Raw genomic sequence first — 22,878 nt, 5'->3', positions numbered from 1 at the left:
ACATGGTTTTCATCCGAGCTTGATGCGCTCCGCACCGACGAGGCGCAGGAACAGGAGGTAGATGGAAAGCGTCATGACGAGGAGCACGCAGGCGAGCGCCGCAGCCATGCCCCAGTTCAGATCGCGGTTTATGTAGTTGGCGATGAAGTTCGACATCATCTGGTCTCTTGGCCCACCGACGAGCGCTGGCGTGATGTAGTAGCCAAGCGACAGGATAAAGGTCATCAGGCAGCCGGCGGCGACCCCTGGCAGCGTCTGAGGTGCATAAACCCGCCAGAAGGCGAAGAATGGTGGCGCGCCAAGTGAGCGCGCGGCGCGCATCTGCCCCTTCGGAATAGACTTCATCACGCTGAGAATCGGGAGAATCGTGAAGGGTAGTTGAATATGGGTCATGGCCGTCACCGTACCGAAGCGTGTCAGCATCAGCTGCAGTTTTTCCGTCGTGAGGCCGAGTGCCAGCAGCATCTGGTTTAAGATGCCGTCCGTTTGCAGCAGCACGACCCATGCGGTGGTACGCACCAGAAGCGAGGTCCAGAGCGGCAACAGCACCATCAAGAGCAGGAAGCCGGCGATGCGGGCAGGCGCCAGCGAAATGACATAGGCGGTCGGAAAGCCGAGCAGCAGCGTCGCGAAGGTTACCAGCGCGGCAATCCACAGCGTGCGGCCGAGGATGCCGAGAAAGACCGCCTGGTCCTGTGGCACCTTGACGAGGCTACCGGACGCATCCTGCCCTAAATCCACAGCCGTCAGAAGATAGTAGGGCGTCACGGGATCGGCGTTGCGCTTGAGGATCGCCCAAAGATCCGGGCTCGCCCAGACAGGGTCGAGTGCGGCGAACTGTGGGGCGAGAGCCCCCTCCCGGAAATTGCCGAGATGGCGAACAACCGACATGATGCGGCTGCGCATGCCGGCGCTTTCATAGTTCAGCCTCTTGCCGAGCGCGGCTGCCGTATTGTTCTCCTTTGCCCGTGCAAGATCCGCCGCCAGCGCGACATAGACGTCTTCGCCGGGGGTGGATCTTCCGTCCCAGCCGTCAAGCGCGACAATCGTTTGCGGCAGGACGTCGCGCACTTCCGGATTGCTGACGGCCGTCGTCAGGAAAATGCCGATCGGGGCAGCGAAGGTTACGAGCAGAAACAGGAGCGCCGGCAATGCCAGCGCGAATGCCCGGAGCCGGTTCGGTCTTTCCGCACGGCGGAGCGCCGCACCCAGATTGGCGTCGGCGGCGAGAGGGGCAAGAGACATGGTCTGCGTCATGGCTACCTCGTCAGCGTTCGGCAATCAGCCGCGAAACAGGTCATCTCGATGTGGCTTTCCGGCTGGATGGCTGCGCCAGACGCCGCCGGCAGTGAAGCAACGAGGCGATTTCCGCCGAAGGCTTCGAGTGTCAACCGCACCCGGTCGCCGAGAAAGGTTTTGTCGAGCACGCGGGCACGGATGCGGTTTTCGGCAGTGCTGCGTTCCGCACTGTCGAGATCAAGGCGCTCCGGGCGCAGTGACATGGTGAGGTTCGACGGGGCCTGGCCCGAGGCACCCGTTGTCAAGAGCCGGGTTCCATCCGCCATTCGCACCACGTTGAAGCCGTTTTCCGTCCCGACAAACTCACAGGAAAGCGTGTTGTTGTCGCCGATGAAGCCGGCGACGAAACGGTTATCGGGCCGGTCGTAGAGCGTGACCGGATCGGAAAGCTGCTGGATTTTGCCTTCGTGGAAGACAGCGATCCGGTCGGACATGGTGAGCGCCTCGGACTGGTCGTGCGTCACATAGACCATGGTGATGCCGAGGCGTTGCTGGATTTTTCGGATTTCCACCTGCATGTGCTCGCGAAGCTGCTTGTCGAGAGCGCCGAGCGGCTCGTCCATCAGGATGAGCTTCGGATTGAAGACCATGGCGCGGGCGAGCGCCACGCGCTGCTGCTGCCCGCCCGAAAGTTGCGCAGGACGACGCTCGCCAAGGCCGGTGAGCTTGACCATGGATAGCGCTTCCTCGACACGACGCGTTGCGTCGGCACCCCTGACGCTGCGGTAGCGAAGGGGAAAGCCGACATTTTCAGCGACCGTCATATGCGGAAAGAGTGCGTAGTTCTGGAAGACGAAACCGATATCGCGGCGCTCGGGCGGCAGGCGCTCCACGGCTTGCCCTTCGAGCAGGATGCGCCCGCTTGTCGGCTGTTCGAAACCGCCGAGCATCATCAGCGTGGTCGTCTTTCCAGACCCGGAAGGCCCCAGCATGGTGAGGAATTCACCACGTCGCACAGTAAGGTTCAAGTCTTCGACAACAAGCGCTCGCCCATCATAGGTTTTTTGCACATGCTCGAAGGCGACCATTTTCTCGACAGCATTCTTGGTTGGCGGCGCTTCGTCGAAGCGCCCCCTTTCCAGGATCATCGTGTTCATCCGCCGTTCCTCAGTTGGAAAGCCAGGTGGTGAAGCGCTTGCGGATTTCGTCGCCGTGGTCTGCCCAGAAGGCGTTGTCGAGTGTCAGCGAAGCCGTCAGGTTGGCGGGGCTCGTTGGCAGGTTCTTCGCATCTTCAGGCGCCACTTCGGCGGCCGCGCTCGCGCGGACGGGACCGTAGGGTATATACTTCGCGATACCCGCCAGAATCTTCGGTTCTACGGCAAAGCGGATGAAGGCAAGCGAACCTTCTAAATCCTTGGCGCCCTTGGGAATGACCCAGTAGTTGGAATCGAGGATCTGATTGTCCCAGACGATGTTGAAGTTGCGACCTTCCTTGTTGGCATTGAAGATGCGCCCGTTCCAGGCGGTCGTCATGGCCACTTCGCCGGAGGCGAGGAGTTGCGGTGCTTGCGCGCCTGCTTCCCACCAGACGATCTGGCTCTTGATTGTATCGAGCTTGGCAAAGGCGCGGTCGACACCCTCTGGTGTTGCAAGCGTCGCATAGACATCCTGCGGCGCTACGCCGTCTGCAAGGAGTGCGAATTCAAGATTGGTCGCGGGGTTTTTCCAAAGACCACGCTTGCCGGGGAAGTTGGCGAGATCGAAGAGATCGGCAAGCCGCGTCGGCGGCTTTTCCAGCTTGTCCTGATCGTAGGAGAGAATAGTCGCATAGACGATTGTCCCGACGCCGCAATCCGATGTGGTGCCGGCGAGCCAGTCCGACTTCGGGCCGATCTTTTCCCAGTCGATTGTTTCAAAAAGACCTTCGTCACAGCCTTGGAACAGGGTCGGCGCGTCAACGTCCACCACGTCGATCGTCGTGTTGCCGCTGTCAATCATTGCCTTGATTTTGGCTATTTCGCCGCCGTATTCCTGCTCGGATATCTGTCGGCCGGTTTCCTCGCTGTAGGCGCCGAATACGGCCTTTCGCTGGGCATCCTGATAAGCTCCACCGAAGCTCATGACCGAAAGCGGCTCGGCCGCGAGTGCCACGCCGAGCGTCAAGCTATAGGCAAGCGTTGTCGCTGCCAGAAACATTCTTGTTCTGAACATTGGAATTCCTCTCTGGAGACAGATTTGATCTACCCGTCGTGACGCCCGTCTTGCTTGCGAGCTATGAGGAAAGCCTATGTTGCGACATGCTGCGGCGCAAATAAGTAGCTGTCATGTGAGCATGAGCGCCGCTTATCGGAGCTGCGGGCTAATTCCTGTACCCTACCACAAGATCACGCCGCAGACCGCGGACACTCGCGGCTATATATGTGAGCGAACCGGTGCATAAAAAGTCTTTTGCCAAGATCGACGATAGCCCCGAACACACCCAACCATTTCGACGTCTAAGCAACAGAGGTGAGCGTCCCAGAAGCCCCTCGCTGCTCCTCATGCGGCTTCTGTTTCCGATTGCGCTTAAACGGTCCATGGGGAATTTCGGGCGGGGCGAAGCTGTCGGCACTGGCACGGTCCCATCGATCGTGCCAATCCGCTAGTTCGGGGATCTCCGCGCGTGACACAAGGAACCCCTCGGGTAGGTAGGGGTAGGCTTCGTTGCCGTCCAGGAACTCGTTGTCCTTCTGCCGGAACATGAAGTGGTAGGGCATGAAGTCGCTCGGATTGCCGAGACCGGCGGCGCCTGCGATTTCACCCAGCGCACGCATCGTGTTGCGATGGAAGCGAGCGACGCGGTCGCTCTTGTCGCCGAGGTCGATCGCACGCTGGCGTATCGGATCCTGGGTGGCGATCCCCACGGGGCAGCGGTTGGTATGACAGGATTGAGCCTGTATGCACCCGATGGCGAACATGAAGCCGCGCGCGGCATTGCACCAGTCTGCACCGAGGGCTAGCGTGCGGGCGATGTCGAAGGCGGAGACAATCTTCCCGGCGGCACCGATCTTCACCTGGTCGCGAATGCCTGCACCGCGCAGCGTATTGTGAACGAAGGTCAGGCCTTCCAGCATCGGCATTCCGACACGATTGGCGAACTCCACAGGGGCTGCCCCCGTTCCGCCTTCCGCACCGTCGACGACGATGAAGTCAGGAACAATGCCCGTCTGCAACATCGCCTTGACCATGCTCATGAATTCGCGACGATGCCCGATGCACAGCTTGAAGCCGACGGGCTTTCCGCCGGAAAGCTCCCGTAGCTGGCCAACGAACGCCATCAGACCCAAAGGTGTCGAGAACGTGCTGTGCGCCGCGGGCGATGTACAGTCTACCCCCATCGCAATGCCGCGCGCTTCGGCGATCTCGGGTGAGATCTTCGAGGCCGGCAGCATGCCGCCATGTCCCGGCTTGGCGCCCTGGCTCAGCTTGATCTCGATCATCTTGATCTGGGGATCGGCCGCGAGTTGGGCGAACTTCTCCGGAGAGAACCGGCCCTGCCCGTCCCGGCAGCCGAAGTAGCCCGACGCGATCTGGAAGATCAGATCGCCGCCGCCCTGCCGGTGGTAGCGGCTGATGCTGCCCTCCCCCGTATCGTGGGCGAAACCGCCCTTCTTTGCACCAGTGTTGAGGGCAAGTATCGCGCTGGCGGAGAGTGCGCCGAAGCTCATGGCCGAGATATTGTAGAGGCTGGCTTCGTAGGGCTGCTTGCAGGCTGGACCGCCGACCCGCACCCGGAAGTCTGTGTCGGCAATAGTGATCGGTGTGGCGGAATGGGTGAGCCAGGCGTATCCGGAACCATAGACATTTTCGATGGTGCCGAAAGGCCGCTTGTCTTCCACACCCTTGGCACGCTGATAGACGAGACCGCGATCCTGTCTGTTGAACGGAACGGCGTCGTTGTCGCCTTCGATGATGTACTGGCGTATCTCCGGCCGGATGCTCTCCAGGAGGAAGCGAAGATGCCCGACTACCGGATAGTTGCGCAGAATCGCATGCTTGTGCTGACGCAGATCGTGGATACCGAGCAGGAAAAGCGCACCGCAGATCGCGGCAATGATAAAAAGCCAGCCATTGTAGAAGACTCCACCGCCGAGAGATGCAGCCGTGGCCACCCCGGCGCCGAAAAACACCGCATAGCGCTGGTTGGAAACGAGAGCCTTTAACATGATGTCTTGTCCGAAATTCGCTGATATCGAATGAGAGCCGGTATACCGGGGATACGCAGAGAGATTGTGGCGAACGGCACGCCCCTCCTACAACCATCTGTGTGCAACAGAATGCTTATGGGATGACAACGGGCGACCGTTCGCCGCGAGCAGGCCGTTAGAGGCTTACGCCTTCCAGTTTCCCGATCAGCGTGTTGCGATCATTGATGGATTTCAACCGCACCGTGAGCGCCTCGCTCTTGACCGGCACCTGGGGCGGCAGGGATACGGGAACACCCGGAATGTTCTCGGCCGCCCACTGCTTGAAACGGGGCAACTTGTTAGGGCCGCTGATGGGGAAGGTATGGCTGTATCTGAAAGTCATTTCTGGTTCTTTCCGTATATGGGCAATGCTTCGGCACAGAGAGGCCGGGTTGCTCCGCAGATTTCAGTCTCGGATTCGAATAATGCCTGACGCCACTCTTACCATCGCAGTTAGTGACGCCAGGCAGTCAGCGTCCGGCACTGACCCTGCGGGTGGGAAAGACGGAAGGTATCTGGCCTGCGAAACCTGTCGGAAACATCGTGGCCACCTCAGCTTCCAGGTGCACGCAGGCTGCTGAAAGACAAACTTCGCCGATAGGAGAAGCCGCTTGCTTCCAGCCACTCCGGGTCCGTTTCTAGCCCTCTTACGAACTTGGCAAGCTCGACATCGTCGAGCTTGTCTGCTGCCGCTTCGAGAGAAAACCATCGTCGCTGTCTTTGCCCCTTCTCGCGCCAATGGCTGAGCGTACCACGCACGTTCATGCCGAACACGGTAACGCGGCAAGCGACCTGCGATCCGTCGTCCCGAACCTTCATGTATCGATAGGCGGTCACTGGAACCGACGAGATATCACCGATGATCCCTGCCTCCTCGAAGGCTTCTCGCGAGGCCGCGACGAAGGGCGGATATCCCTTCATGGGCCACCCCTTCGGCACGATCCATCGCCCCCGCCTGCGCGAGGTAATGAGCAGAAGCTTCCGCTCGCCATCACGCCGGATACGCCAGGGAAGCACCCCGACCTGCTGCAACTCGCCCGTATCGCAAGCCATCCGGACGTTATCGCTGGTTATCGTTGCGCAAGTCATACTCCGGCATCCTCCCTTAGCCAGAGAAAAGCCTGTCGAAACACACTGCGCTTGCGAATGGCAGCACGGCGGGCAGCAGTTGAGGGAATCGACGTCTTGCACCACGGGCAGCGGGCCGCAGCACCCGGCAGATGCCGGTTACACGTGACACAGGTGGGACGAGATCGAAAAGGGGACATGGATACACTCCATTGACACGTCGCATGAACGACGCGAAACGAACCGCACTTTCAAAAGTGTGGTTCCCGGAGCGGCTGGGGTCTGTGGCGGCGTTACAGGATCAGGGCTGCCAGCTCCGGGTAAGGGAGCATGCTTGATCGGTAAGCCTAAAGCGATTGAGTATTGTCTTTTGCATTACACCCATGTGGGCGGAGATTGCGTATTCTGCAAGGCGACCTTTCGCCACATGGAGAGGAAGCTCAGCGTACACGAGCCCCGACCTTGAGCAAGAGGGGTTTGCTCGCTTCCGATTCGCACGGCTGAACCGCGTCTCCCCAGCTTCGAGGTCTCTAAGCGGCGCGACATGCTTTCGGTCCTTCATCCCAGGTCATTGGAAGGGACACGATGTGTAGCGTCTGCGCTAGATTCCAGCTTACGCCGAGGCTGGTCGACGGCCATCCGCCACACCCAACCTCACCGGCAGCCTAATCGTTCACAGGGCACGGTTCTTTAGGAGATGTTTCAATTGATAGTGGCTGTCGAGCGGGACCACTGATGCGGTATAGGTCCTCACAATGGCTGGCGGCTAGGCAACGCGACAGAAAACGAAAGGCGAAGACCTGTGCCATGTAAGTCGCAGGGACTGGTTTGAAAATTCGCCGTACAATGCCCTTTCGCGGCATGCTTCAACGTGGCGAGTTGCCTGATATTCAGGCAGCTTGACTTTGTGTCCCGAGTGTCCCACCTATGCATCATGTCGATTGATCGTTTTATCATAAAGCTCGAACGAGCTCTGCCCATCTGGGCCACATAACCCCCGGCTCGGTCCCGTCGCGCCTGGCCGCGGGGCATACATATTGCTGAACTGCGATATGCAGCAGATTCGGATCGCGACAAATCACCCATAGTCAAACTTTCGAACGTCGAAGCTCATAGCGTCGGCGACCGCTCATATGTAGAAAGGTCTCAACATGACCACCATCACCGGCGCGCTCAATCCTGTCATCACGATGACGCAAAGTAACTATGAGACGCTTTCCCGCCTCGCTGAATCCTGGGCATCCAAAGATCTTGAGGTGTCAGAATTTGTTTGGGCTGAACTCGACAGGGCTCGAGTAGTGGAAGACAGGCGGATCTCAAACGACGTTGTCCAAATAGGATCAACTGTACGGTACACCACTAATACAGGGGAGACCCGAACCGTCTCTTTGGTGTTTCCAGGAGAGGCTGACATTGCATTGGGAAAGGTATCGGTTATGACGCCCATCGGCGCGGCCCTCATCGGTCTTTCACCCTCGCAATCGATCGAGTGGACCGCCCGGGACGGCCGCACCCACAAAATGACCGTTGAGCATGTTGAAAAAACAGACGCCATTCTCTCAGAACGGCGACATGCCGGAGTTTTGGCAGCATAGTCATATGGGCCGCAATCGCCGGATTTCCGGCGATTGCGGCGTTTCTGGAAAGACTCATTCCAAATGCACCTTTCGATCACGGCGCCTCCGGAGACTCCCCCGGTATTGGTTGTAATGGTGCGATGCGGCAAAAGCCTCTCTGCTAGGTGAGACTTTCCGGAAATGAGTAAAAATCAGCAATAATCGAAGCAACCCGCGACAAGAAGTCGCGTCAATGCGGGTCATATTGAAAACATCCCAAGATTAAATTAATTATTACTTATGTCACACGTCTGTCATAGCAAAAAGAATTGCGGTTTCTTAGCGCCACTTCTGACACGCTCTTTTCCCCGAGCGGCGTGAACTCTCGCGTTTGCGGGCTCGAGGATAACAATCACCCATTTTCCTGCTTTGAACTCCTCTGGGAAGCACCAGCGGAACTTCATTCCGACACGCTTCAACGCGTTGGCTCGATGAACTTTGTGAAGTGGAGCAACAATCAATGTCAAAAATCAATCGGTCGTCAGTCCTGAGCGCATGGCATCTTCTGCCCACCGTTCGTGCAGGCTTGATTGGCCTCTTTCCTGGCGTCGTAGCGCGCTGGCACCATCGGCAGACCTTGGCCACGCTTTCTCAACTTGACCGCAGGCAGTTGGAAGACATCGGAATGTCGCGCAACGACATTCTTCGCATTTCGGCAGTCAAGCTATCGTCAAGATCCTACCAAATGAAAGATCCTTGGGGACGCTTGTGCCACGTAATCCCTAAAGATCGCGCGTTTGAGTGAGGAGGAAGGAGATGGATCTGGCAACAAAAACGATCGTGGCCGCCGGCCTTCTTTCGCTCATGATCATCGCATTCGCGTTGATCTGAACTCTAAGCCGAATTTTGTAATTCTCAACGCTTCTGCAGACCCCGATATTGTTTACGGGGAGCCAACGGAGAGTGCATTGGACAATCACGAGCTATTTCTGGCTATGGACATATCTCTTGGCGCCATCGTGCCGAACAAGGAGGCGGCGATCGCCCTTGCCGCTGACCGACTCGCGGATAGGGCTGGTATGGCTTATGGAGATGTCAAAGCGGCGCTCACTGGCAGAGAAGCGCTGGGTTCCACCGCTCTTGGCAAGGGAATCGCGATGCCGCACGCTATCGCCCCGGCGTGTCTTCGCCCGGCGGTCTCACTGATCGGGCTGGCAACTTCCGTCGACTTCGATGCTCCTGACCACCGCGACGTCGATGTGGTTCTTGCACTGATTTGGCCTCACCACAGAGCCGGAGATTTTGTCCGATTTTCCGTATTGACCAGTCGGGTTCTCTCAGATCCTACCCTTGCTGAGGTTGTTCGGCAGTCAGATGATCACGGCCGCATTCGTCGTCTTCTCCACGCTCGCAGCCGCGCACTTCGATCTCTCACCCCGCTTCGCGTTCGCACGGCAGGGTGCGCCACGTTCTGATCGCAGGTCTGGGAATGTGCTTCACGCCACGTGCAGCACTTACATTCGGTCGGCGATATTGCCGATATTAGGCATCGCTATATCCACACCGTCCGCCCCTCGCCTTCGCAGCCGAAGGCATCAAGCGTCGCCTTGGGAACGTTGAGTACGCGTTCCGCGCTCGCGCTCAGGAGAAACGCCGATGTCTGCGGCTCCCGATAGGCGAGGATTTCAGCGGGCGAAGCCGCGCTGTAGATGCCGCGCAGGGCGCGCAGGCAGCCGCTATGGGTCACGGCGACGTGCGGGCGGTTCCGGTCGAGAGATTTGAGCCAAGCCCGCAGCCTTTCGGTCAGCACCGTTCTGCTCTCACCGCCCGGCATGGCGTATTCCCAGGGATCGGATGCATGGGCGCCGTACTGTTCGGGTAGGTCGCGTTCGATCTCGCCGTGCAGGCGTCCTTCCCAGGCGCCGTAACAGCGTTCGGCCAACAGAGGTTCGTGACCGAAGCGGTCGAAAGGCAGAGACCAGAGATCGGCGAGGATGGAAGCCGTCTGCCGCGCGCGGCCAAGAGGGCTGACCCAATACGCCGCCCCCTCCAGGCCGGCCACCGCCTCCGAAAGACGCACGGCGACCGCCTGCGCCTGTCGCACGCCATTGATGGTCAGCGGCGTGTCGAGGCTTCCTTGCAGGCGTCCGGCGACGTTCCATTGGGTCTCCCCGTGGCGGATGACGAGGAGGGTGGGCAGGGTATCAGTCATGTCTTGTGGCCTCTCGCATGGGGAGCCTTCGCCGCGGGCGCGGCGAAGGCGGTCTTTGTCAGTCGGCAAGCCAAAGTGCCGAGGCCGGCTTGATGCCGAGCACTGTGCTGCTGCCGGGCGCAAGCAGGCCGTCGCCGGAATGGAAGGGCGCGTCGACCAGCACGGTCGCCGTGCCGACCTCCACGCCGTAGCGCACCGTCGCACCCAGGAATTCGCGATGAGCGATGGTGCCGGATAGCGGGACAGCATCGGCTTCCACCGTGCCGATCGTCGCATATTGTGGACGGAAGACGAGCTTCGCTCCCGCCGGCACCTCGACGCCCGCCGGCACTGGAATGCTGTCGCCGCCAGCAACCTCGAAGCTGCGCACCGCGCCCTCACCCTTCACGCTGCCCTCCAGGATGTTCGCCGTGCCGAGGAAATTGGCGACGAAGAGGTTGGCCGGCTTCTCGTAGAGATGCATCGGCGTGCCGACCTGCTGGATGCTGCCTTCGTTGAAGACGGCGATGCGGTCGCAGACCGTATTCGCCTCCTCCTGATCGTGGGTGACGAAGATGGTGGTGAGCTTCAGGCGCTGCTGGAGTTCGCGCAGCTCCCGCCGCACCTCCACGCGCATTTTCGCGTCGAGGTTCGACAGCGGCTCGTCGAGCAGCAGCACCTTGGGCTCGATGGCGATGGTGCGGGCGAGCGCCACACGCTGCTGCTGGCCGCCGGAGAGCTGCGAAGGCCGCCGGTCGGCAAGATGCGACAGGCCGACCAGCGCAAGGGCCGCGGCCACGCGCTTTTCCACCTCGGCGCGGGGCAGGCGCCGCTCCTCCAGGCCGAAGGCGACGTTGCGCGCCACCGTCATGTGCGGCCAAAGCGCGTAGGACTGGAACACCATGCCGATGTCGCGCTTCCATGGCGGCATGTCGAGCACATCCTCGCCGCCGACGACGACCGCGCCGTTCTGGGCCTGGTTGAACCCGGCGATGAGGCGCAGCAGCGTCGTCTTCCCGCAGCCAGACGGGCCGAGGAAGGCGAAGAACTCGCCGGGCTGGATTTCGAGGTTGATGTCCTTCAGCACATGCAGCGAACCATAATAGAGGTTCACGTCGCGGATGCTGATGGCCTTGGCGGGGCTTTCCGCGAGGGCAGCCTTGTCGATATTGATGGTCATAGTCCGTTCCTCCCGGATCATTTGCCGATGCCGAGCGCCTTCTGGCGGCGCTCGATGACGTAGTGGGACAGCAGCGTGCACAGCGCGACCATGACGACCGCGATGACGCCGAGAGCCGCGCCGGGGCCGCGGCCGGCCGGCGATTGCATGAAGACATAAAGACCGTAGGCGAGCGGCGCGTCGGAATTGCTCTGGATGAGCATCAGCGTTGCCGACAGCTCGACGGCGGCGGTGGAGAAGCTGGTGACGAAGCCGGCGAGGAGGCCCCCCGTCATCAGTGGCAGCACAATACGGCGAATAGTCCGCTGCTTGGTCGCGCCGAGGTTCTCCGCCGCTTCCTCCAGCGATTCCGATACCTGCTGCAGGGCGGCGTAGCAGGCGCGCAGCGCATAGGGCAGGCGGCGGATGGCGAGCGCTAGCACGACCATGATCCAGAGCGTGGCGAGCGGCGTACCATCCGGCAGGGAGACGCCATAGAAGGTACGCAGATAGCCGATACCGAGCACGACGCCGGGAATGGCGAGCGCCGAGGTCGCCGCCCAATCGAGCCAGCGCCGGCCGACGATCTTGGTGCGCAACACGAGATAGGCGATGGCGCCGCCAACGACCACGTCGATGAGGCCGGCGAGCGTGGCGTAGATCAGCGTGTTCTTGATGTAGATCGAGCTTTCGCCGAACACCCGGCCGTAATGGGCGAGCGTCACGGCATCCGGCAGCGGGCTGAAGGACCACACCGTGGCGAAGGACAGCATCAGCAGGCCGATATGCGGCGAGAGCACGAGCAGCAGGATGAGGCCGACGACGCCATAGGCGACGATGCTCTCCCGAAGGCCGAGCTTGCGACGCGACAGGCCGCCGCCGCCGCGCTGGGTGGTGGAATAGTCCTTGCCGCGCATGGCGACGGCCGACAGCCACATGGCGAAAATCGAGACGACGATGAGGATGACGGAGATGACATAGCCCATCGGGTCCGTGAGGCCGACCGAGGTGACGCGCAGATAGGCCTGCGGTGCCAGCATGTCCTTCACGTTGAGCAGAAGCGGCGTCGCCAGATCGTCGAAGACCTTGACGAAGACCAGCGAGGCGCCGGCGAGATAGCCGGGCATGGCGAGCGGGAAGACGATGCGGCGAAAGAGCCGCATGCCGGACGAGCCGAGGTTCTGTGCCGCCTCCTCCATGGAGCGGTCGATGTTGCGCAGGCTGGTGGAGAGGTTGATCAGGATGAAGGGGAAATAGTGCAGCGACTGCACGAAGATCACGCCGTTCAGCCCCTCCATAAAGGGAATGCGGATGCCGAACCAGTCATTGAGCAGCAGGTTGACGGTCCCGTTGCGGCCGAAGAGCAGCTGCATGGCCACCGCGCCGACGAAGGGCGGCATGATGAGCGGCACGAAGCCGAGCGTCTGGATGACCAGCGCCCCGCGGAACTCGAAGCGCGTCGTCAGCACTGCAAGCGGCAGCGCGATGGCGCTCGCCCAGACCACGGACATGGCCGAGACATAGACCGAGTTGAAGAAGGAGCGGCGGAAGAGATCGGTGTTGAAGAAATCGACGAAGTTCACGGCGGTGAGCGCGCCGGTGCCCTTCTCCGTGAAGGCGGTGTAGATCACCGTTCCGGCGGGGATGACGAGGAAGATCGCGAGGAACAGCGCGATCAGCGTCACCGCCAGAACCTGACCGGGCCGCGCCGTGGTGCGCCGGGCAGGAAGGGATGAAAGTGCGAAGGCCATGAGGCAGTCTCCGGAGTGAGATCGGCCGGCCCGGCGACCAAGGGCGCCGGGAGGAGCGAAGACAGGGCTGGGAGGGAGGCCGCCCGCCGGGCGGGCGGCCCTGGCAACATCAGTTGATCAGGTCGAGCGCCTGCTGGGCCTTGGACTTGGCGGCAGCGTATTTCTCGCTCGCGAAGGCCGCCCAGATCTGCTCCAGTTCGGCCTGACGGGCCGTCTTTTCCTCGCCGCCGGTGAAGGCCGCGCGCATTTCGTCGGTCGCCGCCTCTTCCGCCGAGACCGGCATGCGGGCCATCAGGCCATGGGCCTCCGCGATCAGCGCGCGCGCTTCGGCCTGGTCATTGGCTGCCAGCGCCTTTTCGGCAGCATGGATCGCCTTCGTCGCATCGCGCAGATTGTCGAGCTGGAAGGTGATCAGCTGGTCGTAAAGGGCGTCGACAACATCCGTGCGCTGCTTGGAGACGTCGGAATCGAAGGTGATCATCGACTGGAAGCGCGGATCCTCGAAGGGGTTCGGGAAGCCTTCCGGCGCATTCTTGTAGAGCGCCGGATTGATCGGCAGGCGACGGATCGCCGGTTCGAGCAGAACGGCCTGCCCCTTTTCCGACAGCAGGTAATTCACGAAGGCTTCGGCGCCCTTCTGGTTCGGCGCATTGGCGATGATGCCGACATTGGCCGGCACGACCGTCGTGATCGACGGATAGCTGAACGAGACCGGGAAGCCGCTCGCCTTGGCGGAGAAGGCAAAGAAGTCGATGACGATGCCGATGCCCGTCTGGCCGGAATTGACCGCATCCGGCACGCCGAAGGAGCGCTCCGTCACCTGCTGGAGGTTGCCGCCGATGCCGGTCAGCGTCGCCCAGCCCTTTTCCCAGCCCTCGCCCTGCAGGATCGTCTCGATCGTCAGGTGCGTCGTGCCGGAGCGCGAGGGCGCAGCGATGGCGATATGGTCGTGATATTCCGGCTTCAGGAGGTCGCTCCATTCGGTCGGCTGCGGCAGGTTGTTGGCTTCCAGATAGCGGTCATTCGACATGATGCCGTAGCCGGACGCGGCAAAGCCGAAATAGTAGCCCTGCGGATCGTTGACCGGATAGGAACCGACCTTTTCCGGCAGGCCCGTAACCGATGGCGTGAACCGGGCCAGCAGGTCGCGGCTCTTCAGGTTCTCGAAGGCGTCGGGCGCGGAGGCCCAGAACAGGTCGACCTGGTTGTTGCCCTTCGTCTCGTCGACGAACTTGACGCCCGAGCTCGTGCTCTTGTTCTGAACGTCCAGCGTATAACCGGGATTGGCGGCCTCGAAGCCGGCCTTGAAGGGATCGGTGACGTCCTTGGAGAAGGACGTGATGACGGTGACTTTTCCGCCGTCCTGCGCGTGGACGGTCGAAAGAACGGCAGCGGACATCAGCATCGCCGCGGCAATGGTCTTGAGCATATGGTTTCCTCCCAATGGCCCGCCGGCTTTCCGGCGGTCATCGGGATATCAGCAAGGCCCGTGCCAGTTTCGAAAATGCCGGTTTTCCAGCATTCCCCCGCGAAAAATGGGAAAGAAAGGTAACATCGACCCCGTTTTTCGGGGTCGAAACGGTAACGTCAGACCTCCTCGTCTCCGCCGAGACCGTGCTTGCGCATCTTCAGGTACAGCGTCTTGCGCGAGATGCCGAGCATGTCGGCGGTCGCGCCGATGCGGCCGTCCCGCTCGGCGAGGCTGTCGACGAGGATCGCCCGCTCCACCCGGTCCATGCGCGCCTCCAGCGTCTCGCCGGCCGCGCCGCCACCGGTCGGCAGGTCTTCAAGGCCGAGCACGTAACGTTCGGCGACGTTGCGCAGCTCGCGCACATTGCCGGGCCAGTTGCGGCGGTCGAGATCGGCCAGAAAGACCGCATCGACATGCGGGGCCGCACGGCCCTGACGACGGGCAGCCAGATCCAGGAAGTGGCGGAAGAGCAGCGCGACGTCGCCCCGGCGCACCGAAAGCGCCGGCAGCTCGACACGGGCGATGTCGAGCCGATAGGCGAGGTCTTCGCGGAACCTGCCCTGCCGGGCAAGCTGGTGCAAATCCGCCTTCGTCGCGGCGACGACCTGAAGGTCGACCGCCACCTCGTCGTTCGAGCCGAGCCGCTCGATGACCCGCTCCTGCAGCACGCGCAGCAGCCGCACCTGTGCGGGCAACGGCATGGATTCGATCTCGTCGAGGAAGAGCGTGCCACCATGGGCATGCTCTATCTTGCCGATGCGCTTGTCCTTCGCCCCGGTAAAGGCACCGGCCTCGTGGCCGAACAGTTCCGATTCCAGCATGGTCTCCGGGATCGCGCCGCAATTGACCGCGACGAAGCGGCCCTTACGGCCGCTGAAATCGTGCAGCGCCCGCGCCGTCACCTCCTTGCCCGTGCCGGTCTCTCCGAGCACGAGGATATCGGTCGCCGCGCCCGCGATGCGTTTCAGCCGCTCGCGCAGCGTCACCATCGGCGCCGAATGGCCGATCAGCCGCGCCTCCCAGCCATCGGCCGCGATGGAAAGCCGCAAGCGCCGGTTCTCGACGAGCAGGCGGCGATGATCGCGCGCACGGCGCACGGTCTCGATGAGATGCACCGGATCGGCCGGCTTCTCGAGAAAATCCCAGACGCCATCGCGCATCGCGCGCAGCGCCATCGGGATATCGCCGTGGCCAGTCATCAGAACGATGGGTATTTCCCTATCGATGGCCTGCACGGCGGTAACGAGGTCGAAACCATCCTGCCGCGGCATGCGCACGTCGGAGACGACGACCGCCTCGCTATCGGCCGCAAGCCCCGCAAGCGCGGCGGCGACGGACCCATGCGCGGAAACGCGAAACCCCTCGATCTCCAGCAATTCGCGACAGGCGTCGAGCACATTGGCGTCGTCGTCGACGAGGATGATGTCTGTCAATGCGGTCATGCCGCTCCTTTCAGGGACACGATGAAGCGCGTACCACCGGGTCCGGTCTCCAGCACGGCGATATCCGCGCCGAAGTCCTTGATGATGTTGTAGGAAATGGAAAGGCCGAGCCCGAGGCCCGCACCGACTGGCTTGGTGGTGAAGAAAGGATCGAAGACCGCATCGCGATCCGCAGCGGCAATGCCCGCGCCGGTATCGCCGACGATCAGGCTCGCCCCCTCGCCGCTCGCCTCCGCCATCACCGTCACCACCCGTTCGGGCCGCTCCGCCACGGCATCGAGCGCATTGGCGACAAGGTTCACCACGACCTGCTCCAGACGCACCGGCTCGGCCATGACCTGCGGCAGACCGGGCGGCAAGGCAAGCCGCAACGTCACGCCCTCTTCCTCGAAACGGTGTTCGAGCAGGCTCAGCGCCTCGTGCACGACGGCGGCAAAATCAACCGGCTGCAGTTTCGCATCCGGCCGGCGCGCGAAGCGACGGATATGGCTGATCTGCCCGGCCATGCGCGCCGTCAGAGCGCGGATCTTTTCGAGGTTGTTCAGCGCCTGCTCGCTGTTGCCGCGGGCGATCAGCGTGGAGCCGCTGTGGATATGCGCACGGATCGCCGCCAATGGCTGGTTCAGCTCATGGCCGATGCCGGCCGCCATCTGGCCGAGCGCCGCAAGTTTTGCCGACTGCACCAGTTCGTCGCGCGTCTGGCGGAAAAGGGTGAGTGCGCGGGCGAGGTCGGCCAGTTCGTCGTCGCCGCCCGAGGGGATGGGCGCGGCCGGATTGCCCTCGCTGATCGCCGTCGCGGCATGGGCCAGTTGGTCGATGCGCCGGAGCAGGCTGCGATGCACGTAGAAGACGCCGATGACGATGGCGAGCACGACGGCCAGCACGGCGATGGCCGCAAGCAGCTTTCGCCCGAGATCGATGGCCGCGGCCGCCCTCTGCGCCGCCGCGCCGGCGCTCGCCTCGATGGCCACCACCTCCGCCTCGATGCGCTGGCCGAGCGCCGCCACCAACCGGCCGTTCTCCTTCGCCAGTTCGCCGAGGCGCTCCGCCTCGCGCATTTCGGAGCGCTTGCGGTTGGGCGTGCCCGTCCCGGGGTCGGATTGTTGCAGGATGCGCCGGGCAAGCTGGCGCACCGTCAGGCTGTCCGGCCAGCCCTCCAGCGTTGCAAGGCGCGCGGCCAGTTCGTCCGCGCTGTCGCCGAGAAAGGCATTGGCCTCCTGCACCTCCTCCGCCGTCGCGCTGCTGACGAGCCGGGCGATCAGACCCGTCGCGAGATTAGCCTGCGAGACCACAGTCAAAAGCGCCTCGCTGCGACGCTGCTCGCTGAGCGCCGCGGTGCTGCGGCCGTTGCGCGTTTCCGCCTCGATGTTGAAGCGGATGTCGTCGACCAGCGGATCGGCCTCCTCGATGAGGTCGGCCTGTACCCAGCGCAGTTCCTCCACATCCGCACGCATGGCCTCGGCGAGCGTGAAGCGCTTGCCGGCCGCAAGGTCGATCCGCGCGAGATTGCCGTTGATCTCGGCAGCCAGCGGCAGGAGCTTCTGCACGGAAGGTTCGGCCTCGTTGTCCTCCAGCAATGCCTGCAAGGCCGCGAGCCGTTCGGCATAGATGCGGCGGGTCTCGTCATATTCCGCCCGCGTCTCCGCACCCGTCAGCGCCGCCGTGACCGAGCCGATATCCGCGCCCGCCTTGGAGAGCCGCGAGGCGAAGGCAAGCTGCGGCATTTGCACCTCGGCAATGCGCGAAAGCTCGCCCGAGAGTTCCCGGTAGGAAAGCCAGCCGACGAGGCTGGCGCCGACGGCAAGGCCAACGATCGCGACGAAGGCCGCGCCGAGGCGCGCGCCGATGCCGAAGCGCCAGCGCCTCGGCCCCTTCCGTCGTGATGCATCATGGGTCTCCATCGCGCCAGCTTCTACCATCGCCGGCCGGGCGGGGTCGAGATCGTCACCAGCAGGCTTTCCGCCCGGGCAAGGTTCTGCTCCACGACGCCCCTTATGTCGCGCGCGACGGTCTGCTGCGCCGCCGTGCGGGCAATGCCCCGCGGCCATTCGCCCTTCAGCTCTTCCGCCAGTTTCTCGACGTCACCGGCCGAAAGCGGCGGCGTGCCGAGCAGCCGGCGCACGCTTGCCAGCGTGCTGCGCCGCGCGGCATCATCCGTCGCCTCCCCCTCGAATTGCCGCAGCCGCGCCCAGAGGCGGACGAGCATCGCCCGGCGGCGGACGATATAGTCGTCGAAGATCAGGTTGACGATGCCGTAGCGCTCGGCCGAAAGGCGCGCATCGAAACCGTTGGCGGCAAGCAAGCCGCCGGTGCTTTCGGGCGGCAGCAGGCCAGCATTCAGCTCCGCCCGCACCGGAATGCGCCCGATGGCCGGACGCAGGAGAATATCCTGCCCCTCCTCAGAGAACAGGAAATCGACGAAGCGCTCGGCCGCCTCGCCGTTCCGCGCCCGCGAAAGGATGGCGATGTTGGCCGGCACGTAGATCGGGTCCGGCGTCAGCGCGAAGACATTCTCGCTACCAGCGACATCCGGCGCCTTCGCCAGGAAATCGATGGTGACACCGATGCCGAAACGGCGTTGCGCCACGCCCGAGGCGACGCCGAAGCTGCGCGCCGTGACGGTTGAGAGATTACCGCCGATCTCCGACAGCAGCGCCCATCCCCGCTCCCAGCCATAGGCCTGCAGCAAGGCTTCCACGATGAGATGCGTGGTGCCGGAACGGGAGGGCGAGGTGATACCGATATGACCGGCATAGACGGGTTTCAGCAGATCCTGCCAGTTCTGCGGCGCCGGCAGGTCGAATTGCGCGAGATAGGCCGCATTATAGACGAGCCCGTAGCCGGACAGCGCAAAACCGAGATAGAAACCGTCGGGATCGTTGACCGCATAACCGAGAATGCGCTCGGGCGCGCCGGTCTGCCGCGCGCGGATCGCCCGCAACGCCCCCTTGCGCTTCAGAAGCTCGAAGGCATCCGTCGCCGAAGCCCAGAAGATATCCGCCGCGACCTCGGGCTTCTCAAGGATGAAACGGCTCGCGCTGCCCGTGTTGCGCTGGACGACCGTGACACGCACATCCGGATTGCGCGCCTCGAAGGCCCGCTGGAACGGCTCGTAGAAGGACGGCGGATAGGAGGTGATGATAGACAGCTCTGCTGCTTTTACGCTGTTAAGCGTAAAAGCTAGGGAGATCACAAATGCAGAAACCGATTTAAGCAACGATCATGTCCTTGCCGATCCAAAGCCGAATTCGTCGATTCAAGAACTGGATCGCGATACGCGCAGCGCCAAAAATATGACCGCGTTCCGCGCGGATGTCACCTATTCCGCCAAACCTGCTCATTATCCTAATGCACAGCTATGGTCGAACCATCCTTCTCATCATTTGGTGCAATGTGACTACGTTCGATTTTACACAATTGCTAATTACTGGGATGAGCGCGGCGTGCTTCACCTGATGGGCAAAAGCTCTCGAAATGAGCCGAACCGCTGATCTCGCGGTGACTGACGACAGTGAACTGATCTGGCTGTTCATCTAACAGACCCACATGTCCCGGCAACATCTGAACACGAATGCCGACTTCCCCGGTTTGCTTCGTGTCGTTGTGAGCGTGGAAACTTCGGCTGCTGCGCCCAGACACGGCCTTCGACCGTATTTCGATAGCCGATGTCATACACCGTGCGCATGTAGCTCCCGTTCAGCGGGTCGGTCATGGAATAGGGCACCTGTTCATCGATCGAAGTGATATTGAGATCAATGGCGGATCTCCGCCCATAGTTGTAAAGGGCGATCAACCCTTGCTTCGTTTGTGACTTGAGGAGGATCGCGTATGCTCGTGCCATAATTGGCAACGCCCTTTCAGGTGACATCGAAAACTCCGGAATGAGCGCGTTGTTGATGATCACATAGATGTGCAGGTTCTCGTTGCGTGCCTCACCCGATGCGACGAACAGATGTTCGGGCAATGTCAGAAACTGCGACGAGCTGCCTCCGTCAGAGTGCAGTTCACGAATCTGCCTCCCATCCACCACCGCCCGGATAGAAACCGGCGGAAAGATGCCGGGAACGCTTGCTGATGCGATCAGTATCTGGCGCACAAGGGCGAGAGCATCCCGGCTGCCGCTATCCGCGATGGCGCCTATGTTCCAGACGACGGCCCGCTGCGTGTCGAGGTTTGTGGTCATCACCAGGAGACGGCGTCCCGCTTGATGTTCGCGCGCGATTTCGCGCAGGATTTCATCCGTAATGTTGTCTTCGACCATCTTTCTAAGAGCATCCCCCTGAAGGAGGCTTGCTGAGAGAAGGCCAAGCCCTCTCCAGTCGATGTCGACAAGGCTGCGAGCTTCATCGGAAAGATAGAGGCGTCTCAGCTGCGCATCATAGGCGGAGCCCAAGAACGCGAACGGCGCAATCAGGGCGCCCGTGCTCACGCCGGTGACCACCTCGAAGCGTGGTCGGTTGCCAAGTTCGCTCCAGGCGGAAAGAATTCCGACGGAAAACGCGCCTCCCGCGCCACCGCCCGATATGGCCAGCATAACCGGCTTTTGTTTACCGACAACGGGTCGCCAGGACGCGTGCACCGACTCCGAGGGCTGGGGATCATCGACGTGAGCCCTTATATTTTCAAAGCCGACGATTTGTGCCCGCCCGGCTTCCGATGCGGTGTATGTCGGGCGAGCGGGTGCCGTACACCCGCTGAGAATGAGGAGAAGAGATAGCACAATGAGATTTGTGCAAATCCCGCAGGAACATGGTACGGAGCGCATCGTCACGCTTCAGCGCCGCCCTGACGCGGAAGCCGGGTCGCCGCTATGATCGCGCCAACGATTGCAACGGCTACGGCAATGCCAATCCATAGACTATAGAGCGCGTATCCAAGGATGAACCCACCGAGAACCGGTGCGACAATATCTGTCACCGCTAGCAGGGACTGTGCTACGCCCAGAACGACGCCCTGCCGCTCGGACGGGACATGGATAGATAGCGCAGCGAGATAAGTCGGCTTCGCAAGAGCATCGCCGGTGCTGACGCACACAACCGCCACAATCAGCACCGGTATGCTGCTAGCGATACCAGCGGTGATGAACCCCAAGCAGATCAGAAGGAATATCAGGAGGATCAGGTTCCGTTCGGTGAGGTGTTTGCCAAGCCAACCGAGTAGGAACAACTGGGCAACGACGTTGACCGCACCGTCCATCATGATGAGATAGCTCAATTCCTTCGCCCCGAAAACACGACCATTCCATTGAAACGTCTCCGCGAGGAAGACCGGCATTTGCGAGATGTATGTCCCGTAGGCGAAGAAATGGCATAGCATGACGATGACGAGAGCACGGACGACAGGCGACGCGAGGATCGCGCGGAACGATATGTTTCCGCGGTGGGGCTGCTCTTTTGAAGTCTTTGTTGGACGTCCTCCACCCAGGCAAAGAGATGTAACGACAAGGGAGGCGACCACAAGCCCCAGCGCCGCGAGTACGGGCATCATCAATGATATGCCGGAGAGAATGCCTGAAAGCCCCGCGCCAACAATCCCGCCAAGGCCTGCGCCGCCCATGAGGATGCCCATGGCGGGCCTGCGATTTGCGGCATCGGTATGATCCGCAATATAGGCCGCAGTGACAGAGATATTGCCCGAAGTTAGTCCGAAAAGTGCACGAGCGACGAGGATGAACGCTACGCTCGGCGCGACGGCAAGCAGAGCTAGGCTCACCGCCGCAACGCACTGGCTCGTCAACAGGACATGCTTGCGGCCGAAGCGATCCGAGAGCTGCCCAAGAGCAGGAGCAGAGGCGAATTGGCCGACTGCCTCGGCGGCGATGACCATTCCCAGAACAAGCGGTGTGCCGCCCATTGCACGGACATGAAAGGGCAGAACCGGCAAAACGGAAGCGGTGCCGGCGGCGTTCGCGCAGACGATTGCGAAGACCGGAAGGATGATCCGCCAATCGAGCGGCTTGGATGGACTTATGTCGAATTGCGGTTTGGTCGTCATATTCCATCCCCCCCTATACGGCCTCGCCTGCCGGCAAGCCCACGCGTTCGAGATAGGCTTCCAGTTGCGCCACGCCTTCCGCGTCAAAAGCCAGAATCGCACCGACATACCCGTCTGGTCTGATGAGGACGCACTCATCCGCCTCCAATCCGTACGCGGCTCGGATATGACCGAACGCATCGAGCACGTCGCCGCGCTGGCCGAGGCGGTGGATATGCAATCCCGGCCGCGATGCCACGCTCCATTCTCCGTTTACGAGCAGCGTCCAATGCGGCCCGATGAACAAGCTGAAGAGCCGCGAAGGCTGCCCTCCTGCCCCCTTAATGGGCGCGTCCGGTGCGCGATCGCCCGCCTGCAGACCGCTGTTGCGGCTTGCTGCGCGCAACGCGAGAGGCGATTGCGGATATCCGATGTCGAGCTGCTGCACCTCGCGCCCGCGACGGATCTCGCCATGCTTTCCCGCTTCGAGCAGTCGACTTGACAGACCCAGAACCTCCTCCGCCACAGGACGGCGCTCGGCCTGGTAGGTGTCGAGAAGTTCATCGCCGGCTCCACAAAGCGCGGCCGCGAGCTTCCAGCCGAGATTGTAGGCATCTTGAATGCTGGTATTGAGACCCTGGCCGCCGGTGGGCGGGTGGATATGAGCAGCGTCGCCCACCAAGAATACGCGATCGACCCTGTATCTGTCGGCTAGTCGGGCGTTCATAGCGTAGGCCGATGCCCAACTGACGTCGTGGACCTTCACCTCGTTGCGGCCCGTCCGCTCGACGATCAGCTTTTC

At 61.9% G+C, this 22,878-nt stretch carries 20 protein-coding genes; 4 read left to right on the top strand and 16 right to left on the bottom strand.

Features of this window, described 5'->3' with window-relative positions; genetic code table 11:
* Nucleotides 1-9 precede the first annotated feature (9 nt).
* The 6 genes from J2Y63_RS32680 to J2Y63_RS32655 all read right to left on the bottom strand — a co-directional run bounded on the left by J2Y63_RS32680 (nucleotide 10) and on the right by J2Y63_RS32655 (nucleotide 6,518).
* Nucleotides 10-1,257 (bottom strand): ABC transporter permease, encoded by a 1,248-nt coding sequence (locus tag J2Y63_RS32680; RefSeq protein WP_435269451.1) that lies wholly within the window; start codon nucleotides 1,255-1,257, stop codon nucleotides 10-12.
* A gap of 2 nt (nucleotides 1,258-1,259) precedes the next feature.
* Complete coding sequence (locus tag J2Y63_RS32675) at nucleotides 1,260-2,387, bottom strand: ABC transporter ATP-binding protein (RefSeq protein WP_435269472.1); 1,128 nt, start codon at nucleotides 2,385-2,387, stop codon at nucleotides 1,260-1,262.
* Between the two features lie 19 nt (nucleotides 2,388-2,406).
* Nucleotides 2,407-3,450 carry an ABC transporter substrate-binding protein gene (locus tag J2Y63_RS32670; RefSeq protein WP_435269450.1) on the bottom strand — a complete coding sequence of 348 codons (1,044 nt, stop codon included), beginning with the start codon at nucleotides 3,448-3,450 and terminating at the stop codon, nucleotides 2,407-2,409.
* 284 nt (nucleotides 3,451-3,734) lie between these two features.
* A complete protein-coding gene (locus J2Y63_RS32665) occupies nucleotides 3,735-5,444 on the bottom strand; it encodes an FMN-binding glutamate synthase family protein (protein ID WP_435269449.1) in 1,710 nt (569 codons plus the stop codon).
* Nucleotides 5,445-5,601: 157 nt separating this feature from the next.
* Nucleotides 5,602-5,808, bottom strand: a complete 207-nt coding sequence (locus tag J2Y63_RS32660; RefSeq protein ID WP_435269448.1) for a hypothetical protein — start codon at nucleotides 5,806-5,808, stop codon at nucleotides 5,602-5,604.
* 209 nt (nucleotides 5,809-6,017) lie between these two features.
* Nucleotides 6,018-6,518, bottom strand: a complete 501-nt coding sequence (locus J2Y63_RS32655; RefSeq protein ID WP_435269471.1) for an NUDIX hydrolase — start codon at nucleotides 6,516-6,518, stop codon at nucleotides 6,018-6,020.
* A gap of 1,166 nt (nucleotides 6,519-7,684) precedes the next feature.
* Here J2Y63_RS32655 and rnk point away from each other — a divergent pair.
* From rnk to J2Y63_RS32640, 3 genes are all read left to right on the top strand, one after another.
* Entirely contained in the window at nucleotides 7,685-8,128 is a 444-nt protein-coding gene (gene rnk / locus J2Y63_RS32650) for a nucleoside diphosphate kinase regulator (protein ID WP_306040933.1), read from the top strand.
* 481 nt (nucleotides 8,129-8,609) lie between these two features.
* Nucleotides 8,610-8,894 carry a DUF1127 domain-containing protein gene (locus J2Y63_RS32645; RefSeq protein WP_435269447.1) on the top strand — a complete coding sequence of 95 codons (285 nt, stop codon included), beginning with the start codon at nucleotides 8,610-8,612 and terminating at the stop codon, nucleotides 8,892-8,894.
* Nucleotides 8,887-9,564 carry a PTS sugar transporter subunit IIA gene (locus tag J2Y63_RS32640; RefSeq protein ID WP_435269446.1) on the top strand — a complete coding sequence of 226 codons (678 nt, stop codon included), beginning with the start codon at nucleotides 8,887-8,889 and terminating at the stop codon, nucleotides 9,562-9,564. The genes J2Y63_RS32645 and J2Y63_RS32640 overlap by 8 nt, the downstream gene beginning before the upstream one ends.
* A gap of 77 nt (nucleotides 9,565-9,641) precedes the next feature.
* On the opposite strand, the gene J2Y63_RS32635 is transcribed toward J2Y63_RS32640, so the two are convergent.
* The 7 genes from J2Y63_RS32635 to J2Y63_RS32605 all read right to left on the bottom strand — a co-directional run bounded on the left by J2Y63_RS32635 (nucleotide 9,642) and on the right by J2Y63_RS32605 (nucleotide 19,296).
* Nucleotides 9,642-10,301 (bottom strand): histidine phosphatase family protein, encoded by a 660-nt coding sequence (locus J2Y63_RS32635; protein WP_435269445.1) that lies wholly within the window; start codon nucleotides 10,299-10,301, stop codon nucleotides 9,642-9,644.
* A 58-nt stretch (nucleotides 10,302-10,359) separates the two neighbouring features.
* Nucleotides 10,360-11,460, bottom strand: coding sequence for an ABC transporter ATP-binding protein (locus tag J2Y63_RS32630; protein ID WP_435269444.1), 1,101 nt, complete (start codon nucleotides 11,458-11,460; stop codon nucleotides 10,360-10,362).
* A gap of 17 nt (nucleotides 11,461-11,477) precedes the next feature.
* Complete coding sequence (locus tag J2Y63_RS32625) at nucleotides 11,478-13,190, bottom strand: ABC transporter permease (protein ID WP_435269443.1); 1,713 nt, start codon at nucleotides 13,188-13,190, stop codon at nucleotides 11,478-11,480.
* Nucleotides 13,191-13,299: 109 nt separating this feature from the next.
* Nucleotides 13,300-14,619 (bottom strand): ABC transporter substrate-binding protein, encoded by a 1,320-nt coding sequence (locus J2Y63_RS32620; RefSeq protein ID WP_435269442.1) that lies wholly within the window; start codon nucleotides 14,617-14,619, stop codon nucleotides 13,300-13,302.
* A gap of 158 nt (nucleotides 14,620-14,777) precedes the next feature.
* Nucleotides 14,778-16,103, bottom strand: a complete 1,326-nt coding sequence (locus tag J2Y63_RS32615) for a sigma-54-dependent transcriptional regulator (protein ID WP_435269441.1) — start codon at nucleotides 16,101-16,103, stop codon at nucleotides 14,778-14,780.
* Nucleotides 16,100-18,004, bottom strand: coding sequence for an ATP-binding protein (locus tag J2Y63_RS32610; RefSeq protein WP_435269440.1), 1,905 nt, complete (start codon nucleotides 18,002-18,004; stop codon nucleotides 16,100-16,102). The genes J2Y63_RS32615 and J2Y63_RS32610 overlap by 4 nt, the downstream gene beginning before the upstream one ends.
* An 11-nt stretch (nucleotides 18,005-18,015) precedes the next feature.
* Nucleotides 18,016-19,296 carry an ABC transporter substrate-binding protein gene (locus J2Y63_RS32605; RefSeq protein ID WP_435269439.1) on the bottom strand — a complete coding sequence of 427 codons (1,281 nt, stop codon included), beginning with the start codon at nucleotides 19,294-19,296 and terminating at the stop codon, nucleotides 18,016-18,018.
* Between J2Y63_RS32605 and J2Y63_RS32600 the strand changes: the two genes are divergently transcribed.
* The gene (locus J2Y63_RS32600; protein ID WP_435269438.1) at nucleotides 19,241-19,594 is read left to right on the top strand and encodes a hypothetical protein; all 354 of its coding nucleotides are present in this window, start codon (nucleotides 19,241-19,243) and stop codon (nucleotides 19,592-19,594) included. The genes J2Y63_RS32605 and J2Y63_RS32600 overlap by 56 nt on opposite strands.
* A gap of 38 nt (nucleotides 19,595-19,632) precedes the next feature.
* On the opposite strand, the gene J2Y63_RS32595 is transcribed toward J2Y63_RS32600, so the two are convergent.
* From J2Y63_RS32595 to J2Y63_RS32585, 3 genes are all read right to left on the bottom strand, one after another.
* Nucleotides 19,633-20,637 (bottom strand): patatin-like phospholipase family protein, encoded by a 1,005-nt coding sequence (locus J2Y63_RS32595; RefSeq protein WP_435269437.1) that lies wholly within the window; start codon nucleotides 20,635-20,637, stop codon nucleotides 19,633-19,635.
* Nucleotides 20,638-20,870: 233 nt separating this feature from the next.
* The gene (locus J2Y63_RS32590) at nucleotides 20,871-22,097 is read right to left on the bottom strand and encodes an MFS transporter (RefSeq protein WP_435269436.1); all 1,227 of its coding nucleotides are present in this window, start codon (nucleotides 22,095-22,097) and stop codon (nucleotides 20,871-20,873) included.
* Between the two features lie 13 nt (nucleotides 22,098-22,110).
* On the bottom strand, nucleotides 22,111-22,878 hold a 768-nt coding region (locus J2Y63_RS32585), incomplete at its 5' end, for an FAD-dependent monooxygenase (protein ID WP_435269435.1).

The organism is Shinella sp. BE166 (assembly GCF_051201095.1).
Classification (GTDB): Bacteria; Pseudomonadota; Alphaproteobacteria; order Rhizobiales; family Rhizobiaceae; genus Shinella; species Shinella lacus.
Note: the sequence above shows the minus strand (reverse complement) of the source record. Positions and strands in the feature narration are given on the sequence as shown.

Excerpts from the sequence above, each read along its gene's own strand:
- J2Y63_RS32680 (WP_435269451.1), bottom strand. The coding sequence starts at position 1,257 with ATGACGCAGACCATGTCTCTTGCCCCTCTCGCCGCCGACGCCAATCTG.
- J2Y63_RS32675 (WP_435269472.1), bottom strand. The coding sequence starts at position 2,387 with ATGATCCTGGAAAGGGGGCGCTTCGACGAAGCGCCGCCAACCAAGAAT.
- J2Y63_RS32670 (WP_435269450.1), bottom strand. The coding sequence starts at position 3,450 with ATGTTCAGAACAAGAATGTTTCTGGCAGCGACAACGCTTGCCTATAGC.
- J2Y63_RS32665 (WP_435269449.1), bottom strand. The coding sequence starts at position 5,444 with ATGTTAAAGGCTCTCGTTTCCAACCAGCGCTATGCGGTGTTTTTCGGC.
- J2Y63_RS32660 (WP_435269448.1), bottom strand. The coding sequence starts at position 5,808 with ATGACTTTCAGATACAGCCATACCTTCCCCATCAGCGGCCCTAACAAG.
- J2Y63_RS32655 (WP_435269471.1), bottom strand. The coding sequence starts at position 6,518 with ATGGCTTGCGATACGGGCGAGTTGCAGCAGGTCGGGGTGCTTCCCTGG.
- rnk (WP_306040933.1), top strand. The coding sequence starts at position 7,685 with ATGACCACCATCACCGGCGCGCTCAATCCTGTCATCACGATGACGCAA.
- J2Y63_RS32645 (WP_435269447.1), top strand. The coding sequence starts at position 8,610 with ATGTCAAAAATCAATCGGTCGTCAGTCCTGAGCGCATGGCATCTTCTG.
- J2Y63_RS32635 (WP_435269445.1), bottom strand. The coding sequence starts at position 10,301 with ATGACTGATACCCTGCCCACCCTCCTCGTCATCCGCCACGGGGAGACC.
- J2Y63_RS32630 (WP_435269444.1), bottom strand. The coding sequence starts at position 11,460 with ATGACCATCAATATCGACAAGGCTGCCCTCGCGGAAAGCCCCGCCAAG.
- J2Y63_RS32625 (WP_435269443.1), bottom strand. The coding sequence starts at position 13,190 with ATGGCCTTCGCACTTTCATCCCTTCCTGCCCGGCGCACCACGGCGCGG.
- J2Y63_RS32620 (WP_435269442.1), bottom strand. The coding sequence starts at position 14,619 with ATGCTCAAGACCATTGCCGCGGCGATGCTGATGTCCGCTGCCGTTCTT.
- J2Y63_RS32615 (WP_435269441.1), bottom strand. The coding sequence starts at position 16,103 with ATGACCGCATTGACAGACATCATCCTCGTCGACGACGACGCCAATGTG.
- J2Y63_RS32610 (WP_435269440.1), bottom strand. The coding sequence starts at position 18,004 with ATGGAGACCCATGATGCATCACGACGGAAGGGGCCGAGGCGCTGGCGC.
- J2Y63_RS32600 (WP_435269438.1), top strand. The coding sequence starts at position 19,241 with ATGATAGACAGCTCTGCTGCTTTTACGCTGTTAAGCGTAAAAGCTAGG.
- J2Y63_RS32595 (WP_435269437.1), bottom strand. The coding sequence starts at position 20,637 with ATGCTGGCCATATCGGGCGGTGGCGCGGGAGGCGCGTTTTCCGTCGGA.
- J2Y63_RS32590 (WP_435269436.1), bottom strand. The coding sequence starts at position 22,097 with ATGACGACCAAACCGCAATTCGACATAAGTCCATCCAAGCCGCTCGAT.